Annotated in this window: 15 protein-coding genes, 1 tRNA gene and 1 pseudogene; 4 read left to right on the forward strand and 13 right to left on the reverse strand. The window is 49.7% G+C overall.

What is annotated here, in order from left to right; all coding sequences use genetic code 11:
* Positions 1-212: 212 nt before the first annotated feature.
* The 8 genes from EOJ37_RS12665 to ampH form a co-directional block, all read right to left on the reverse strand.
* Complete coding sequence (locus tag EOJ37_RS12665; RefSeq protein WP_127960271.1) at positions 213-560, reverse strand: hypothetical protein; 348 nt, start codon at positions 558-560, stop codon at positions 213-215.
* A gap of 2 nt (positions 561-562) precedes the next feature.
* A complete protein-coding gene (locus tag EOJ37_RS12670) occupies positions 563-1,063 on the reverse strand; it encodes a PilZ domain-containing protein (RefSeq protein WP_127960272.1) in 501 nt (166 codons plus the stop codon).
* A gap of 322 nt (positions 1,064-1,385) precedes the next feature.
* Positions 1,386-1,682: a barstar family protein gene (locus tag EOJ37_RS12675; RefSeq protein ID WP_127960273.1), complete on the reverse strand. Its 297-nt coding sequence runs from the start codon at positions 1,680-1,682 to the stop codon at positions 1,386-1,388.
* Complete coding sequence (tssI, locus tag EOJ37_RS15105) at positions 1,679-4,459, reverse strand: type VI secretion system tip protein TssI/VgrG (RefSeq protein WP_127960274.1); 2,781 nt, start codon at positions 4,457-4,459, stop codon at positions 1,679-1,681. The genes EOJ37_RS12675 and tssI overlap by 4 nt, the downstream gene beginning before the upstream one ends.
* Before the next feature lie 195 nt (positions 4,460-4,654).
* Entirely contained in the window at positions 4,655-5,167 is a 513-nt protein-coding gene (gene nrdG / locus EOJ37_RS12685; protein ID WP_127960275.1) for an anaerobic ribonucleoside-triphosphate reductase-activating protein, read from the reverse strand.
* On the reverse strand, positions 5,164-7,332 hold the full coding sequence (nrdD, locus tag EOJ37_RS12690; protein WP_127960276.1) for an anaerobic ribonucleoside-triphosphate reductase: 2,169 nt from the start codon (positions 7,330-7,332) through the stop codon (positions 5,164-5,166). Before nrdD ends, nrdG begins: the two co-directional genes overlap by 4 nt.
* Positions 7,333-7,622: 290 nt before the next feature.
* The gene (locus EOJ37_RS12695) at positions 7,623-9,284 is read right to left on the reverse strand and encodes an alkaline phosphatase (RefSeq protein ID WP_162473702.1); all 1,662 of its coding nucleotides are present in this window, start codon (positions 9,282-9,284) and stop codon (positions 7,623-7,625) included.
* Positions 9,285-9,728: 444 nt separating this feature from the next.
* A complete protein-coding gene (ampH, locus tag EOJ37_RS12700; protein WP_127960284.1) occupies positions 9,729-10,907 on the reverse strand; it encodes a D-alanyl-D-alanine-carboxypeptidase/endopeptidase AmpH in 1,179 nt (392 codons plus the stop codon).
* Positions 10,908-11,105: 198 nt separating this feature from the next.
* Here ampH and EOJ37_RS12705 point away from each other — a divergent pair, with 198 nt between their 5' ends.
* Positions 11,106-11,618 (forward strand): DUF2165 family protein, encoded by a 513-nt coding sequence (locus EOJ37_RS12705; protein ID WP_127960278.1) that lies wholly within the window; start codon positions 11,106-11,108, stop codon positions 11,616-11,618.
* 204 nt (positions 11,619-11,822) lie between these two features.
* On the opposite strand, the gene EOJ37_RS12710 is transcribed toward EOJ37_RS12705, so the two are convergent.
* Positions 11,823-11,908 (reverse strand) — tRNA-Leu (locus EOJ37_RS12710).
* Positions 11,909-12,022: 114 nt separating this feature from the next.
* A complete protein-coding gene (gene rsmC / locus EOJ37_RS12715; protein WP_127960279.1) occupies positions 12,023-13,045 on the reverse strand; it encodes a 16S rRNA (guanine(1207)-N(2))-methyltransferase RsmC in 1,023 nt (340 codons plus the stop codon).
* An 85-nt stretch (positions 13,046-13,130) separates the two neighbouring features.
* Here rsmC and EOJ37_RS14450 point away from each other — a divergent pair, with 85 nt between their 5' ends.
* Positions 13,131-13,283: a hypothetical protein gene (locus EOJ37_RS14450; RefSeq protein WP_155522502.1), complete on the forward strand. Its 153-nt coding sequence runs from the start codon at positions 13,131-13,133 to the stop codon at positions 13,281-13,283.
* Here EOJ37_RS14450 and glnS read toward each other — a convergent pair.
* The gene (gene glnS / locus EOJ37_RS12720; protein WP_127960280.1) at positions 13,280-14,944 is read right to left on the reverse strand and encodes a glutamine--tRNA ligase; all 1,665 of its coding nucleotides are present in this window, start codon (positions 14,942-14,944) and stop codon (positions 13,280-13,282) included. The two genes, EOJ37_RS14450 and glnS, sit on opposite strands and share 4 nt — an antisense overlap.
* 301 nt (positions 14,945-15,245) lie before the next feature.
* Here glnS and aroL point away from each other — a divergent pair, with 301 nt between their 5' ends.
* Complete coding sequence (gene aroL / locus EOJ37_RS12725; protein WP_127960281.1) at positions 15,246-15,788, forward strand: shikimate kinase AroL; 543 nt, start codon at positions 15,246-15,248, stop codon at positions 15,786-15,788.
* 267 nt (positions 15,789-16,055) lie between these two features.
* Here aroL and EOJ37_RS12730 read toward each other — a convergent pair.
* Positions 16,056-16,672 (reverse strand): annotated as a pseudogene (locus EOJ37_RS12730) (CDP-alcohol phosphatidyltransferase family protein).
* Positions 16,673-16,806: 134 nt separating this feature from the next.
* On the opposite strand from EOJ37_RS12730, the gene EOJ37_RS12735 reads away from it, so the two are divergent.
* A protein-coding gene (locus EOJ37_RS12735) for an IS1 family transposase (RefSeq protein WP_127960282.1) occupies positions 16,807-17,504 on the forward strand; the annotation gives its coding sequence in 2 pieces (ribosomal slippage) (positions 16,807-17,056 and positions 17,056-17,504; 699 coding nt in all).
* Between the two features lie 207 nt (positions 17,505-17,711).
* Here the strand turns inward: EOJ37_RS12735 and tnpC are convergent.
* Positions 17,712-18,277, reverse strand: a 566-nt coding sequence (tnpC, locus tag EOJ37_RS12740) for an IS66 family transposase (RefSeq protein WP_127960283.1), incomplete at its 5' end; no start/stop codon positions are given.

Raw genomic sequence — 18,277 nt, forward strand, 5'->3', positions numbered from 1 at the left:
TCCGGGATCAGTGGTGCCATCTTTTCCCACAGTTCATCGCTAATCTGCCACTTGCTATTTGCCATAATTCACCCTCAGAAATGATCATGATGTATTATACAGTAATTCCTATTGAGATGGGCTCTTATCCAGAACGATTGGTAGTAACGGAGTAACATAAACCCTAAAAACAACCCCCCCAGCATAGCCGGGGTTTTGAGTTACACATCATTTTAAAGCATGTCAGGATCATATAATGGTGAGGCCTGCATTTTCGGTTTTATCTCGTCGAACCAAGCTTTGAATATCCAATGCTGAGGAAGACCATTTACCACTGGGTTAGTCTTAAGATCAACCTCTATAGCTTTCTGTACCTGCTCATAACATTGCATATAGACAGTTTTAGACAATTTAGAAAAATCTAATGTTTGATCATATAGATCATAACTCTCATAAATTTCCTCCATCGTCTCTTTGCTCACTTGAGTGATATAAGGGCGTAAATAGTCAGCAATAATGTCTATCGCTGAAGAACCCAATGACACACCATTCTTTTTTGAAAAATAAAGAAAGCCAGCCATACTCACCTCACAATAACTATTTTAGCCCTATCTACAGGCGGTAACATGTTGATATAACTTATTAATCTTAATTGATTTTCAGTGCTAAGATTTCTAAAATCCAACGGAACTATATCAGATTTACTTATATGGGCATGTAACTGTTCCATGTTCCTATCCCAATTGTTATTGAAAAACTTATTCATCCCCTCAATTTCCTTCTCTGCTCCTTTAGCTGTTGTAAACATAAAATCAACAGTTTTTCCTTTATTCGGACCACTAGTAAATATAAAATCAGCACCGCTTATGTCAGAATCAACACGTTCTAACCTTCCTCCCATAATATTCTGTAACTCAGTAGCAGCAGAACCCTCAGCTAATTTATTCTTACCTGAATGAGGATCATATTTCAGTCGATTGACCTCTTTGAGATCAACGGCATTTCCTGTATTAACAACAGCAGCAATTTCCTCGCTAGCCTGATTAATCAACTTCGACGCCCCAGCGACATCGCCTTTTTTCAACGCGTGTTTCGCTGCTTTCAGCGCTTTGCCAGCGACGTCGCCGACGACTGGGATCACACCGATGGCGGCGGCGAGAAAATCGAGTGTGTCTTCCGCTTCGGTAAAGCCTTTAATATCGCCTGCTACTGGGTCAAACGCATGAATGTTTATTGAGCAATAAATATATACAAAACAGGTCAGGCTAGATAAAAAAATGAACAGGAATAGTCATAAACTGGCCACATGTCACTATATACTGACTAGGCTAGTCAAAATTACCACATTCACGCGATTGCCTTGCTAGAGTCGAGGTGTATCTAGCCCAACATCGAGATGAATTTTATTATTTCAAAACATATTCAAATTTATCATCAAGGTTAAATTGAATATCTTCCACTTTAACTCGTTCTAATATATTTATAATCTTAAAGAATGTGTCACCTAAGCGTTGCTCAGACAATTTAGAGTTTACCCATACCAGCTTCACTGGTCTCTCAACGTCATTGCTCAAACGATCCCACAAAGCGTCTAAATTTGCCCCATAATATGAACCAAAATCTAATCGCTCTGATAATATTCTATGAAAATCAGATTCTGTATTTATATACAAACCATCTATAATAACCGTGTTTTTATTCATTTCCATCTGCCTATAGGAGTTACAGTTTCGTAGTGATCAATAGTGATATAGAGTAAACCATCATTTGAATATAATAGCCGAGTGCCAGGCTGATTACTCCTTGACATCGTATTATCTAACCCTATATCTGCTTCACGCCAGATCCTGCTATGAGCTGAAGGTAAGACATTATTTGAGTTTGCAAACACATCCCCTCCTAATTGCCCACCTGGTACGGTGTTATTTAGTGCTTTTCCTTTTTTCCAACCATTACTAATTGCCTGAGACTTACTTAAATAATTGGAAGGTAATTCTCCAGTCGTGCGCAAACTTTCCACAACTTGATTTGCCGCCTCAGTGGTTTTCAGATCTAACTTCAAGCCAGCATAGGTCGCTGCGTTATATGCCGAAACCTCCTCGCTGGCCTGATTAACCAACTTCGCCGCCCCGGCGACATCGCCTTTTTTCAGTGCTTGTTTCGCTGCTTTCAGCGCTTTGCCAGCGACGTCGCCGACAACCGGGATCACGCCGATGGCGGCGGCGAGAAAATCGAGTGTGTCTTCCGCTTCGGCAAAGCCCTTAATATCACCGACCACTGGGACAAAATCGGTCAAGGTTGAGAGCTGGCCGATTAACTCTTTCGAACTCGGATCTTGGTAATCAGCGTGATAGGCGTTTAGCGCTTCGCCGCCCAACTGTTCGGCGATAGTGGCAAAGGTCTCTGGGTTTTGGTGATACAGCGCTCCGGCGGCCAGTAATCGCCCCACCGCTGCGCTGTTGAGTGTGCTCAGTGCCGGTTCAGTGCGGTTGTGCTCGCCGTCCGTTGTGGTGTTTGCCGTGGCGGCCGCTTCCGGTGTGATATTGGCGCCGGTTTCGACCGTTAATGGCTTGCCAGCAAACGCATTTTTTATCCACTGGCTGGCTTCGGCAAGCTGCTGTTCATCGTTGAGATCGAGCGCTTGGCTGGCGGTGATCTGGCCGTTGTGTGTGGCGTAGAGGTTGAAGTTTTTGCCGTGTAGGCTGATACGCCCATCGGCGTGCAGTTCCAGTGCCGATGCGCCGCTCTCCAGTCGAATGCCACGCGCCGAGGCCAGTTCCAGCACCTGTTGTACCGTGCGTTGCTGTTGGCCGTTGATCTTGGTGTGTTGATCGCCCTGAACCGTCAGGGTGTGGTTGCCGTGCGCGGTGAAGTGATAATGTTGGCCAATCTCAATCTGCTGATTTTGTTGCACCGTTTCGATGTGGTTAGCGCCGACTTCGCTGACGCGGTTGTTCAGCACTTGGGTGGTCATGTCGCGCTGGGCGCGCAGGAACAGGCCTTCCCTGCCTTTGGCATCTTCAAAACGCAGTTCGTTGTAGCCTTCGCCTTTGTGGGTTTTGCTGCGCAATACCATCTGGGTTTTCGCCATCGGCAGTTTCAGCGCCGCGCGGTTGACCGCGTGATAGGTACGCCCAGTCACTATCGGTTGATCCGGGTCGCCGTGCAGAAAGTGGATCACCACTTCCTGGCCGACGCGCGGGATGGCGATCATGCCCCAGCCTTGTCCTGCCCACGGCTGGCTGACGCGGATCCAGCATGAGCTGTGGTCGTCGCTGTTGCCGTAGCGATCCCAGCGGAACTGTACGCGGATGCGGCCATGTTCATCGCAGAAGATCTCTTCGTTGCCGGGGCCAACCACGTTGGCCAGATGTGGCCCGTCGATGACCGGTTTCGGCAGTGGCGTTGGCCGCCAGGTTTGGCTACGCGGGATAAATTGGAACTCGGTATTCAGGTGGGTGCCTTGCTCGCCGGCTTCTTGTTCCATGGCTTGCGGCTGTTGGCCGCTGTGGCGGGTGGCGATCAGTTGCCAGGCGCAGTTCAGGTCGGCGCGCGGGTGCTGGCTCAGCGTCAGGAGAATGCCGGGTTGCAGGCGGAAGTCGTTGCTGTGGCCGCGCCCCAAACGGGCGTCGTTGCGCAGCGCCTCCAGCCGGTAGCGGGTGAAATCTTTGCCGTGTTGCTGATCTTTGAAGCGACCGGGAAAATCAAACTGTTGGTAGCTGCGACGCTGAGCGATTTCACCGCTGGCCTGTTGGGTGAATGTCGCATCCCAGCGTGGGTTTTTGAAGGTGTAATCTTTCAGTTGCACCTCCGCCGGGCGCACTTGAGCGCTACAAATCAGGCTGTTGACGCACAGCTCGTTGGCTTGTGCCGCGACGTTCGGGTTGTAGGGCAGGCTGGCTTTTTTCCGGATGATGCCGCTGTCATCGGCAAACACCACGGTGTGGCGGCCCTGGTTGAACTCAAAATAGAAGAAGATGCCCTCTTCGGCGGCCAGGCGCTGGATAAACGTGAGGTCACTCTCTTGATACTGCACGCAGAATTCGCGTGCCGGGTGCGGGTGGCGCAGGCCGAAGGCGTAGTCGACGATTTGCGCTTCACGCAGCAGTGTGCTGATGATCTGTTCGATGGTTTCAAGCTGAAAGATGCGTGAGTTGCGGCGTAAGCCTAAGCGCCACAGGCTGGGGCGCACGGACATGCGGTAGCGGGTTTGCTGGAAGCCGGTGTCGCCCTGTTGAAAGCAGGTGACAATGCCGGAAACCGCGCGTTGTAGCACGCCGTCGTGCCAGACTGAGAGTGTGGCACCGCGATCGAGCACCGCATCAAAATCAACTGCCGGGTTACGGCTGGCGAGGTTAAGTTCCAGTTCAAACAGCGAGGAGTCGTGTTCGTGCAGGGTAAAATCGACCACCGCGAAGGTGCCAGCCGGTTGGCCGCCGGCGCTGAGGGTGAATTGCAATCCACTGGCTTGAGTGCGCATGTTCACGTTCCCTGTTCTGAAGCAATCGGTTAAATAAGATTGTCAGATTAAAGCAGTGAGGGGGATAAATGGGAACTGTTTTTTTCCTGCTACGCACAAAGTATGACGATACGTTTAAACGTGTTGTGCGCTAATACCGGAACCGGCTGGCGCAGTGAGATCTGCACCAGTCGGTAGTGCGGTTAGCTGACTGGGTTAATTTATGGGGCATGGCGTCAGTGTGTTGTTACGCCTGTCGGTGCGTTGACGTAATTGATGGATCTGTTGATTGCGGCTACCGCGCCATATTAGCGCGGGATCAGCCAGTGCGCGTATGAATTTGCCGTCGATCAGCACATCGACCAGTGCGATCACTTGCTGCTGATGTTGATTAAGTTCAGCCAGTTGATAACCACTCCATAGCCAGATGTCTTTATCCGGGCATTGGTGGCGTACGCGCCGTAGCAGTCGCAATATCGCTGTGAGGTTGGCAGGATGCAGCGGATCCCCCCCAGAGAGCGATAGCCCTTGGCGGCGGATGCGTTGATCACTCAAATCAGCAATAATTTGATCTTCCATCTCGGGGCCGAAGGTTAACCCTGAGTCGGGTCGCCAGGTTTTTTGGTTATAGCAGCCAGGGCAGTGATGCTCACAACCAGAGACAAACAGTGTGCAGCGTGTTCCCGGGCCGTTAACCACATCAACCGGGTAATATTGCTGGTAATTCATTGTTCGTATCCTTCATCAGTGTTGATGTGGCTGTCTGGTGCCAGTTGCAGATGTTTTACCCGTCGTTTGACCTCTTCCTGTTTGCCTGCATTGAACGGGCGTGCATCGGGGCTACCCAAGTAACCACAGACGCGACGAGTGACAGAGACTTTCGCTGCGTCATGATTACCACATTTCGGGCAGGTAAATCCCTTGCTGGTGCAGCAGAACTCACCACTGTAGCCGCACTGGTAACACTCGTCGATCGGTGTGTTGGTGCCGTAATAGGGGACACGGCTGTAGCTGTAATCCCAGACATCTTCCAGCGCTTGCAGATTGTGTTGTAGATTTGGGTATTCGCCGTAGCAGATAAAACCGCCGTTAGCTATCGGTGGATAGGGCGCTTCAAAGTCGAGTTTGTCGTAGGGGTTGACGCTTTTTTCAACATCGAGGTGGAAGCTGTTGGTGTAGTAGCCTTTGTCGGTAACCCCTTCAATGACGCCAAATTCGTTGGTGTCTAACCGGCAGAAACGGTCACAGAGATTTTCACTGGGGGTGCTGTAGAGGCTGAAGCCGTAGCCCGTTTCGGCTTTCCAGCGCTCAGTCGCTGCTCGCAGATGTTGCACGATGGCAATCGCTTTGGCTCTGCGCTGTGGATCGTCATAGAGATGGCGATGATTACCAAACAGTGCGTTGATCGCTTCATGTACACCGATATAGCCGAGTGAAATTGAAGCTCGCCCATGTTTGAAGATTTCGGCAATGTTGTCGTCGGCGTTTAGCCTTACACCACAAGCACCTTCCATATAGAGGATCGGCGCGACCCGCGCTTTAATTCCCTCTAGCCGGGCAATACGTGTCATTAGCGCCCTTTTCGCCAGTTGCAGGCGTTGATCGAGCAGTGACCAAAAGTGTGCTTCATCATGTTGCGCTTCCAGCGCGATACGCGGCAAATTAATGCTGATGACACCAATATTGTTACGACCATCGTGGATCTGTTCGCCGTTCTCTTCATAGCAACTTAGAAAGCTACGGCATCCCATTGGCGTTTTGAATGATCCAGTGACTTTGACCACTTGGTCATAATTGAGAATGTCGGGGTACATGCGTTTGCTGGCACAGCTCAGTGCCAGTTGTTTGATGTCGTAATTAATATCCCCTGCTTTGCGGTTGATACCTTCGCGGATGGCAAAAACCAGTTTCGGGAATACCGCAGTTTTATGATTTTTGCCTAAGCCCGCCAGGCGATTTTTCAGAATTGATTGCTGGATCAGCCGTGACTGCCAACTGGTGCCAAGGCCAAAACCGAAGGTGACAAAGGGTGTCTGACCATTGGCGGTGTGTAGTGTGTTCACTTCGTATTCCAGCGACTGGAATGCATCGTAGCACTCTTTTTCGGTGCGTTGGTGTGCATAGCCTTCAATGTCGTTGATCTGCCACTGTTGCGCAATGTTGCGATGTTTATTGAAGCTGGCGGTGACAAAAGGAGCCAGAATTTCATCAATTGCGTTAATGGTGGTACCGCCATAAATATGACTGGCAACCTGGGCGATGATTTGTGCGGTTACCGCAGTCGCAGTAGAGATCGACTTCGGCGGTTCAATTTCTGCGTTGCCCATTTTGAACCCATTGGTCAACATGCCTTTCAGGTCGATCAACATGCAGTTAAACATCGGGAAAAAGGGCGAATAGTCGAGATCGTGGTAGTGGATCTCGCCGCGTTCATGTGCCAGCACGATATCACGCGGTAAAATATGCTGTTTGGCGTAGTGTTTGGCGACAATGCCGGCCAGTAGATCGCGTTGGGTAGGGATAACTTTGCTGTCTTTGTTGGCGTTCTCGTTTAACAGCGTCATGTTGCTCTGTTCAACCAATCCTCGGATCTCTTGGTTTAAACGGCCACGCAGTTCACGCGCTAGATCACGATCGTGACGATATTCAATATAGGTGCGTGCTAGCTGTTTGTATGGACCAGCCATTAATTGATTCTCTACCCGTTGCTGGATGTCGTGAATATCGATCTGGGACAGATGTGCCACTTGTTGAGCGACCCGTTGCGCCACCTGGATGCAATATTCAGCATCGTTAACTTCAGCAGCTACTGCCGCACGTTCAACAGCCAGGCGGATACGCTGTTCATCAAAACAGACTTGGCAGCCGTCGCGTTTAATCACCACCGGTTTCACATTATTGCTCCTGTTTCCTTCCGCAGTGAGCAGAAGGTTCTGGTTGCCGACAGCGCGCCAGCAGCGCATTTGAGGCGGTGCTGGGCGTTGAGTTAGAAGGGGTTATAGTGTGTGTTACCGATACTATATATAGTCAATAATATCCAAAAAAGTACTATATATTGTCTTTTGTTGATTTCGGACAAAAAATATTGCTAGCTGTTTGCAGTATAAGCGGAGTTATTTTGTTGCGATATGAAAAGTGGGCACACGATAGATTTGTCAGTTAACGCTATCGTGTGATCGCGCAGTTAGTGGATTTTTTCAACTAAATTACTGGCAATAAACCAGCGGGAGCCGTTGTATACCGTCACCCCAGCAGAAGGCACCTCAACACCATTCAGCCAAGCAATGCTTTTATTGCGTGGAATGCGCAGCGTTTGGCTGCCTTTTATGACCTCGAGTACCGGATTTTCACTGTCAGAGCGATCTTCACGCACCGTAGCACCTTTAGCAGTAAAAGCGTTCACTGCGTCTTGAAATAGATAATTGGTGCTGGCATCAAGATCGACCTGCATGGCTTTGGCGATAAAGGCAGCAACTTCAGTGTTATCTACCACACCGCTTAATGACTGGTGGCGAGGATCGTAGCGGTATAACACCGTATCTTCACCGGTATGCCCGTTGGTGGTGAAACCCAGGTTAGCTCGTTTGGCAATAATCGGGCCGATAGCATAATTCATCGCGCCGCTTTTTGCCTGTAGGATTGTGGCGATCTCTTGCTCGGTGAGATTGTCGATACCCAGCGATTGCTGGGCCAGGTTGACGATGATGCTTCTGATCTGTGGGTTATCACGCTGCTGCCAGTTTTCAGGGAGCAAAGCTTCAAAGCCTTCGCCGGTCACTTTGGCTCTCTTGAGTGGGGCAGTGAAGTGGTGCCAAGGGGTTTTGTCATAGCGGTTGCTGGTGTTGCGATCGCCAATTGAGAGGCCGGAATTAGCGTGATCGGCAACGGCGATGACCAGCGTATTACCCGCACGTTTTGCATAATCGACCGCGACGTTGACTGCCTGATCGAACGCTAATATTTCGCTGACAATACCTACAGGATCGTTAGCGTGTGCAGCCCAATCGACTTTCGAACCTTCAACCAGCAGGAAAAAGCCTGTCGGTTGTTTGGAGAGTACTTCAATCGCTTTGTGTGTCATTTCGGCCAACGAGGGTTCGCGGATAGGATCACGATCGAGATCGTAAGAGAGTGCGGTGTGCTGATCCGTTTTACCGAATAAACCGACTAATTTACTACCTGAAAACTGTTTTAACTGTGCAGTATTACTCACTAGGGTGTAGCCACGTGCGCGGAGGATCGCAGCGAGATCTTCCTTATCAGCCCGAGACTCTGGCTTAAGATATTTAATACCGCCACCCAATATCACATCAAGGTGGTTATAGACCATTTGTTCACTGAGATTATCGTAATTTTTGCGTGAGGCGTCGTGTGCGGTGAAGTCAGCCGGGGTGGCGTGCATAAATTCACTGGTCGCGACAATGCCCGTTGCGCGTCCACTCAGCTTGGCGGCTTCCAGCAAGGTGGCGACTGGGCGTAACGCTTCTCCCTGTTTGGGGTGACGGGTATTCGGCCAAGCATAGTGTTTGCCGATGCTGGCAATATTACCACTCTGTGATTTCCAGCCTGTGGCGATGGCCGAACCCGCTGGAGCAGAGTCGGCGATGGTGCCGTCACCGCTCCATGTGATCATCATTCCGCTCGCCAGTGGGTCTAACGCTAACGGCTGACCTTTAAATAGACGTGCTAATGTCGTGCCGCTAACACTCATTCCATCAGGGATCATAACAATAACATTAGTTATCGTTATCGGTGGTTGCGTGATGGATTTATCGGTGGCTGAGACGAATGGCGTAAACAACAGCGATAACAGAGTGAAGAGTACGGTGTATAAACGGTCTAACATGAGCTTTCCTCGCATCAAATAGGGTAGACGCGACAGAATATACGGTGACTACATGTCAAAATTATTACACTGATAGGTAACGTTATGGTTTATGTTCGATACCATACAGGGTGTTCACTGAATTGACATTGCAATCCGTAGCCCAGCAAGCCAGCGTGGTATAACGTTGACATCTTTATGCCATTCGACAGTTTTTTGTTTTGGGTGTTGTTCCCTGGTGTGAGCAGAGCCAAAATTCATGCGATTATGATAACCAACTTTGCTGGATTAAATATTAGCAAGCTTAATCTAACTTAGCGAATTTGATTGTGCGCGATTTGGCGTTTAACGGGATAGTGATGGTAATCAATGCGGGACAATCTGACTAACATAACCGGTCATTTTGCATTATCAGCCAATTTGATAGCAGCAAAATAGCACAGTTAATTGAGATTGATGATGGGGTTATTGTACATTTTTACTGAACAATAACTTGGGGATGTTGTCCCTCTTCGCGACCAAATCAGCAAGCAACTGGTTCACTGGATCGCTCATACGGGTAAATTTAGTACTGGATGAGCGGGTCACCACCACGAAGGCGGCAATGTTCTTTTCCGGTACCATCGCGAGGTAGGTAATAAATCCGCCACCCCCACCGGTTTTTTGCATGATCCCCGGCATACCATGCTTAGGCGCCAGATAGACCCAGCCTAATCCCACTGCTGCCGCTTCACCAGGTACATCCATGCCGATCAGTGATAGTAGGTCATCGCGCTGGAAATACATTCTCTGTTCCTGTTTCGCAGTGGGTTTGCGCGATTGTTTGCGATCAGTGATAAGAAAATGCTGCATCCAGTGCAGAATATCGCGCGGGGTAGAGTAAATGCCACCGCTACCGGCTGCGGCTAGGGTAGCGCGACATTCGCTTGGCCGCACTTCTGCGATCATCAATCGTGCGCACTGTTCCGCTGTGGGTTGCAGGGTGGTGTCTACCATACCTAACGGGGCGGTCACTTTTTCATACAGCAACTTGCTGTAGGGTTTTCCGGCGGCACGTGCCAGCGCATCAGCCAATAGATCGTAAGCGAGGTTAGAGTAGATCGCTTTCCTGCCCGGTGGTGTGTTCAGGCGCGTGCGTGCTAACCACTGCCAGCGTTCGGTCTTCGTTGGCCAAGTGAATACGGCAGTGCCGGTCGGTTTTCTGCCGGGATGTTCGCGTGGTAACGCACTGGTATGTGTTGCTAGATTGAGCAGCGTAATCGGGCGTTGTCGTTGATGTGCCGGTGTTGGCGTGCCGCGAGGTGCATATTTGTAGAGCGGATCAGTCAGCTTGATTTTCCCTTCGCGCGCCATTTTTACCATCACTTCACTGGTCATCAACTTGGTGATAGAAGCTATGCGGATCAGTGAATCCAGTCTGGGACGCTGTTGCAGACCCGGTTTAGTAGTGCCTAAACTACGGCTCAATACCTGATGATTGTCAATCACCACCAAGACCATACCAACCGCAGCACTATCGCGGAAAATACGTTCAGAATAGTGATCGACCAACCGGGTAGTCAGTGATGCTTTGCCGGTTTGGCTGGCTGTTGCCATTGGGGTGATCATCACTGCCAGCCATAATATTGAGAATAGCGTCTTCAACAATTGTGTTTCATCCTAAACATAACTGTAGGGTGGGCGTTTATCGCTAACTAGTGTAGTGCAGTTATACCGCAATGCGCAGTGAGTCGAATTAAAATCAGCGCAAGCTACCATACAGCTTGACTGCTGAAGTTGCACTTTCTCTTTCTGTTAACTAGGCTGCTTGATGGATCACGTTATTAACCATCGAGGTGTTTAATGCTTTGTTATAAAAAAAGCCAGCGATTAGCGATTATTGCCATGGCGCTATTCCCCACTTTGTGGGGGTTGCTTGCGTTGTTAAATAATACGTCAGGTTTTGCCGGCACAGTACAGTATGCGGTGCAGCCGATGTTGGCGATGACAGATACCTATGGCAATCCAGCACAAACATGGCGGGCGATTGAGTCGTTATGGGTGGCGAAAGTTGCGCTCGGTTTGATTACCACCGTTGAAACGCTGGCTGGGGTATTGGGGCTGATTGCGTTGGTGAAGTTGATCCGTACTATCAGCGCCCCTTATGCGGATTTTCAACGTGCCAAAGCGTGGCTGATTATCTCTTGTACGCTCGCGGTGTTGGTATGGGGCGTTGGTTTCGCCGTGATTGCGGGTGACTATTTTCTTGCCTGGCAATCGAAACAGACGCTGGCGACGCAAATTGGCGGTTTGATTTATGCTATCCCCTGTTTTTTAACGCTATTGCTCGCTGTTGCCCATAGAGAGGAACCGTAGGCTATCTTTGCGCCTGTTGATAATTGGCGGTCTCTATTCGGTGAGTAGCAGAGCAGGCGAGGTTGCTGGCAATCAATTGGGTTGGTGTCAGTATTGGGTGACGAAACAGCAATCGACAGTGTTAAGCAGTATCTGAGCTGAAACAGTGATGGTTTGAACAACGCTGGTGGGTGAGTATCACTCTGATTGGAGCAGGTGGGCAGTTGGTGCGAAGAGAGGGACTTGAACCCTCACGTCCGTAAGACACTAACACCTGAAGCTAGCGCGTCTACCAATTCCGCCACCTTCGCGTACCAAAGTACCACAGCGCGCATTGTAAGGATTTTAACTGTTCGGTCAACGGTTATTTGTTGCATCAGCCATTTTGTGGGTAAAAAATAGCCGATGCATTGGATGACAATCCGCTATCTACCGCTTGAGCGGCGCGCTTTGTAGACTTTAAAGCGTCCATTCTGTGCCAGCACTTCGTGGTTGCCAAATGTGGCATCAAGAATATCTGGGTAAGGTAGAAAAGCGTTGGCGACCAGGCGCAATTCCCCGCCGATGGTGAGATGTTTAACCGCACCCCTGATCAGCGTTTGGGCGGCACTTAAGCTGGTGGTAAGGCCATCATGGAAAGGTGGGTTGGAGACAATCATGTCGAAGTAGCCAGTAATATTGGAGTAGACATTGCTGGTTAATACCTCACCTTGCAGGTTGTTTGCTGCTAGGGTCGCTTCGCTGGAAGCCAGGGCGGCGGCATTGACATCACTGAGAGTCAATTTTACCTTGGGCGATTGGCTCGCTAACACTGTACCGATTACCCCGCTACCGCAGCCAACATCAAGGATCTTGCCTTTCAAACCAGGTTGTAACGTTGATAACAGTAGCGCGCTACCCACATCGAGTGCATCGCGGCTAAAGACGCCTGGTAAGGTGTTAATCTGCAATTCTGCTACCGGGTAGCTGTGCCACCAGTCGGATAGCGAGAATTTGGTTTGCTGAACCAGTCGGCCATAATAGAGGCCACAGCGACGCGCACTATCAATTTTAGTGAGTGGTACGTATCCCTGTAGCAGGGTCTCGGCGCTACGCACACCACAGCGATTTTCACCAACGATGAAGATCTCGCTCTGTAGCGGTAGCTGCGAAAGAATATCAGCGAGCTGAAACTGTGCTTCCTGTTTGCTTTTCGGCCAGTAGTAGATCAGGGTGTCGCAGGCTGCGATCGTCTGTTTGCTTATCGTGAGGCCGAATTGTGCCCGTTGCTGCATTGCTTGCTGTAGCAGTTGCCAGTGATGGTATTGCTGTGTATGCGCGTGAACGTCGAGCGCTTCGAACTGGGTCGGCAAACTATCTTGTAGGTCACCGGCAAATAGGATGCGGCGACCAAGCAACTCATCACAATGGCGCAGTATCACTTCACTGGCGGGAGTTAATGCAGACATCTTTATGTTGGCTCCAAATCAGGGATGTTGAATAGCAGAGTCGCAGTCAGTATAGCGGGGCATATTGCCCCAAAGAGTGATATCAATGGTGATTGCTATCAAGTCGTTGTTAACTCTTCTCGCTGCTGATGGTTGCGACGGAACACCAACGCTGGCGGCCAGCAATATTGACTGGCCGTTGGCAATATTGCTAACCATACAGCAGCAGAGGGTTACTGCTGCTCCACAACGTGGTTAGGCTTCGGTTTTAGCCCAGGTGTCACGTAACCCGACCGTGCGGTTAAATACTAGCCGATCGGTACTGGAATCGCGGCTATCAGCACAGAAATAACCTTCGCGTTCAAACTGATAAGCCTGCTCTGCTGGGGCATTGGCTAGGCTAGGTTCCACCAGACCTTGTTTGATCACCAGTGAATCAGGGTTGATGGTGGCGAGAAAGTCATCGGCTGCTGCTGGGTTAGCGACGCTAAACAGACGATCATATAGGCGGATTTCGGCTGGCAGTGCATCAGCAGCTGAAACCCAGTGGATCACCCCTTTGACTTTGCGCCCATCGGCAGGGTCTTTACCGAGTGTTGCCGGATCGTAACTGCAGAAGATAGTAGTGATTTCACCGGCGGCGTCTTTTTCCACCCGCTCTGCTCTGATCACGTAGGCGTGACGCAGGCGCACCTCTTTACCCAATACCAGACGTTTGTACTGTTTGTTGGCCTCTTCACGGAAATCAGCACGATCAATATAGATTTCACGGCTAAACGGCAGGCTGCGGCTACCCATTTCTGCTTTGTTAGGGTGGTTGGGCACGGTGAGGATCTCGGTGCCATCAGGCATGTTTTCGATGACGATTTTCACCGGATCAAGCACTGCCATTGCACGCGGAGCATGTTCGTTCAGATCGTCACGGATGCAGGACTCCAGCGCAGCCATTTCGACATTGTTGTCCTGTTTGGTAACACCGATCCGCAGGCAGAATTCACGAATGGCAGCTGCGGTGTAGCCACGACGACGTAAACCAGAGATGGTTGGCATACGCGGATCATCCCAGCCGTGAACGATCTGCTCCGTGACCAGTTGGCTCAACTTGCGTTTTGACATGATCGCGTATTCAAGATTCAGGCGAGAAAACTCATACTGGCGCGGATGACAGGGGATAGTGATATTTTCCAGCACCCAGTCATACAGACGGCGATTATCTTGGAACTCAAGGGTACATAGCGAATGCGTGATCCCTTCTAATGCATCGGAAATGCAGTGAGTGAAATCATACATCGGGTAGATGCACCATTTGTTACCAGTCTGATGGTGTTCGGCAAATTTGATCCGATAAAGCACCGGATCACGCATCACGATAAATGGCGAAGCCATATCAATTTTTGCGCGCAGGCAAGCGGCACCTTCGGCAAACTCACCATCACGCATTTTGTTAAACAACGCCAGGTTTTCCGCAACCGAACGATGGCGATAAGGGCTTTCTTTACCCGGTGCGGTGAGTGTACCGCGATATTCACGGATTTGCTCTGCGCTCAATTCATCAACATAAGCCAGCCCTTTATTGATCAGTTCAACGGCATATTGATAGAGCTGATCAAAATAGTCAGAGGAGTAACGGACATCGCCGCTCCAGCAAAAACCGAGCCACTCGACATCACGTTTAATCGAATCGACAAACTCCATATCTTCTTTGACCGGGTTAGTGTCATCAAAACGCAGGTTGCACTCTCCCTGATAATCTTGCGCAATACCAAAGTTGAGGCAAATCGATTTGGCATGACCGATATGCAGGTAGCCGTTCGGCTCTGGTGGGAAGCGGGTATGTACCGATGTGTGCTTGCCTGAAGCGAGATCTTCATCAATGATCTGACGAATAAAATTGGTTGGGCGGGCTGGAGCCTCACTCATGTCACTCTTCCTCAAATACAAAGTGCTACAGATAGCTGCCTATGTTCCATCAAGCACGGCTTAGAAACAACCGTTAGTTTGCTTTTAGTCACTTTTCTGCTTAGCAGACAGCTCGAAAATTGTTCATCACCGGCAACAGTGGTTTTGGGGTTTTTCTCTGTATGTTTAAATTTACATTACCGTAACGATTGAAATACAAAACCAACAAGGTATGATGGGCAAACGGTTCTCTCTATTCATTTGCCAGCACAGATAGCAGGTTGTGTTATCTGTCTCGGTTTTGGTATCAAGGGCAATCATCATGATACAAACCATTTTTATGGTCGGTGCACGTGGGGTGGGAAAGACCACAATTGGCAGTGCCTTGGCACAGGCGCTCGATTATCAGTTCGTTGATACCGATGAATTTATGCAGCAAATGGCTCAGATGAGTGTAGCAGAAATGGTGCAGCAGGAAGGTTGGCCTGGTTTTCGCCGGCGAGAAACGTTGGCGCTGCAAGCGGTGACACGCCCATCAACGATCGTCTCCACTGGCGGAGGGGCTGTGCTGGCGGAGGAGAACCGACATTTTATGCGCAGTCACGGCCAGGTTATTTACCTACAGGCTCCGGCTACCGTGTTGGCTCAACGCTTGGCGGCATCGCCACAGGAGGGTCAGCGGCCGACACTGACTGGGCGACCGATTGCAGAAGAGATCTTGGAAGTTCTTACCGCACGTGAACCGCTCTACCAGGCAACCGCCCACCATGTGGTTGATGCTTGTGCCAAGCCACAACAGGTTGTCGAACAGATCCTAGCACTGCTCACCAATAAGCCCACTATGGTTAACAGCCTATCCTCGTAGGCGTGGTTGATGCGCGCAGTGTCTACAGCGCTAGCGCAAAGTGCCGTGGAAGTTAAGCGACACAGCCTAGTTCCAGCCACAGTGCGATCGGTTGTTTAGACGAGGTAGAGGGCATGGTATGTCTGGCTGAATTAAAGCAACCACAGGTTAATACGCGTATTTTGTATTAACGCGCTGCGGTTTGGGGGATGTCTACTCAGCGATGAGCGCGGATATCGTGAGTGGATCAGGAAGATAACCATCATAACGGTTTGTCTGATTACTGCTTTACCTCGAAGATGAAAAAAGTGTGATCCCAGCCATTATTCTTGTTGCGGTTGTGATGGCACACAAAGCGGCAAAACCATAGGCCAGCCAAGAGAACCTGTCAGGAAACAGGCACATCAGTACAAACAGCAACAGGGTTTCACTGCTCTCCGTCAAGCCACCCAGATAATAAAATCCTTTATTGGGATAAGCGCTGCTGGCAAGACCGCGTTTTTCGGCAATGGCAGCAAACGCAAGAAAACTGCAACCGGTTCCAATAAAACTGTAGATCAAAACGCTGGCTGGGAGGGCATTGTTCACGGGATCGGCAAACGCAAAACTCAGTGGAACGGACGAATAGAATAAAAAATCCAGGGTAATGTCCAGGAAAGCTCCCCGATCGGTTGGGCCGTTTAATCTTGCCAGTGCGCCATCAAGTGTATCGGCCAGTCGGTTCAGGACGATAAATAACAGTGCCCAAAAGTAGGCATGTGAAACAATTAAAAGAGGCGCGCACAAACCCAGTACAAACCCCACAGCCAGGTGATCTGGTCGGCTTTCGCTCCCATCCGTTGGAACTTGCCAGCGATGGTTTCACGGGCTTTTTTACTCTTTTCCAGCAGGTAACGATCAAACATGGTGATTTTCTCCCAATAGGATGACCTGTCCGCCAGGAGGGATATCCTGTACATCATGAGTCACCAGCACTGCCGGTCAAGTATCCAAAGTGTGGATTGTGTTGTAAGATTACTCTTTTGACGGAGTGTATCGAATGGCAAAAGTTGATGTGAAGTGCCCATTTTGTAAACAGACGGAATTCGTTAAAAAACACGGTCTGGGAAAAGCCGGCCATCAGCGTTATCGGTGCCAAATGTGTTGCCGAACTTTCCAACTCGATTACGCTTATCGCGCCTGTCTCCCGAGTATGAAAGAGCAAATCGTTGACCTCGCTATGAATAACGCAGGTATCCGTGATACCGCACGGGCGTTGTATATCAGTATCAATGCTGTTGTGCGCACGTTAAAAAACTCTCGCCGCGATGTGTAACTGCACTGCCACTGGACAACCTGCAAATACAGCTCATCTGCGAAGTGGATGAAATGTGGTCATTTGTAGGCAACAAGAAGCAGCAGCGCTGGTTGTGGTATGCATGGGAACCCCGACTCAAACGCATTATTGCCCATGCTTTTGGTTGCCGAAGCAAAAAGACTTTCCGTAACTTATTGAAGTTATTATCGGGTTTTAATGTTGCCTTTTGGTGCACAGATAACTTCAGCGCTTATGACCTGCTGCCGAATGAAAATCACATCACAGGTAAGCTTTATACACAACGAATTGAGCGTGAAAATCTGAATCTTCGCAACCGATTAAAACGGCTAAATCGCAAGACTCTCGGATACTCAAAATCAGTAGAAATGCATGACAAAATTATCGGTACATTCATTGAGCGTGAGTATTACCTGCAATAACCAAATCTACACATTGAATACGTGACCCGTTTAAGTGATCTACTATTCCGCCAGCTATTTAGTTCCACCCGTAGTGCGATCGGTCGTTTAGACGAGGTAGACGGCATGGTACACCGCGCTGAATTAAAGCAACTACAGGTTAATACGGTAAACATCCGGCGATCTCACCTTGCGAGTTTATGTTAAGCGGTTAAGGTGAGCAGCAGATTAAGTGGATGAGGAGAAGGTGTTACCGGGCAGGGGCAGCAGTTGGTCCAGTTGACTATTTTTCCATGTTGGAAGATGTGTCAACACAAAGTGCAACCAGGTAAACGGCTCTATGCCATTGAGTTTAGCGGTTTGCAGCAGGCTCATGATACCGGCCATGCGCTGCCCGGCCAGCAGTGAACCGGCAAACAGCCAATTTTTTCTTCCCAAGGCCACAGGACGGATGCAGTTTTCCACATGATTGTTGTCAATCGGTATTCGCCCATCGTCGAGATAGGTCATTAACACAGGCCAGCGCTTTAAGGCGTGCATAATGGCTTTGTGTATCCCCGAGTTGCTGGGCACCTGATGCTGTTGTGCAGATAACAACGCCTGTAAGGCAGCCAGCCGTGGTCTGGCATAGCGCTGTCGCCAGCGTTGTCTGTCTTTGGGCGAACGTGTTTTTATCAGTCGTTCGAGTTTGTAGAGTTCGCGGAGACTGTCGAGTACGCGTTTGGCTAATGGATGGTGATTGACTTTATATTGTTCAAAGAACTTTCGCCTGACGTGCGTCAAGCAACCGGCTT

The organism is Serratia microhaemolytica (assembly GCF_004011885.1).
Classification (GTDB): Bacteria; Pseudomonadota; Gammaproteobacteria; order Enterobacterales; family Enterobacteriaceae; genus Serratia_G; species Serratia_G microhaemolytica.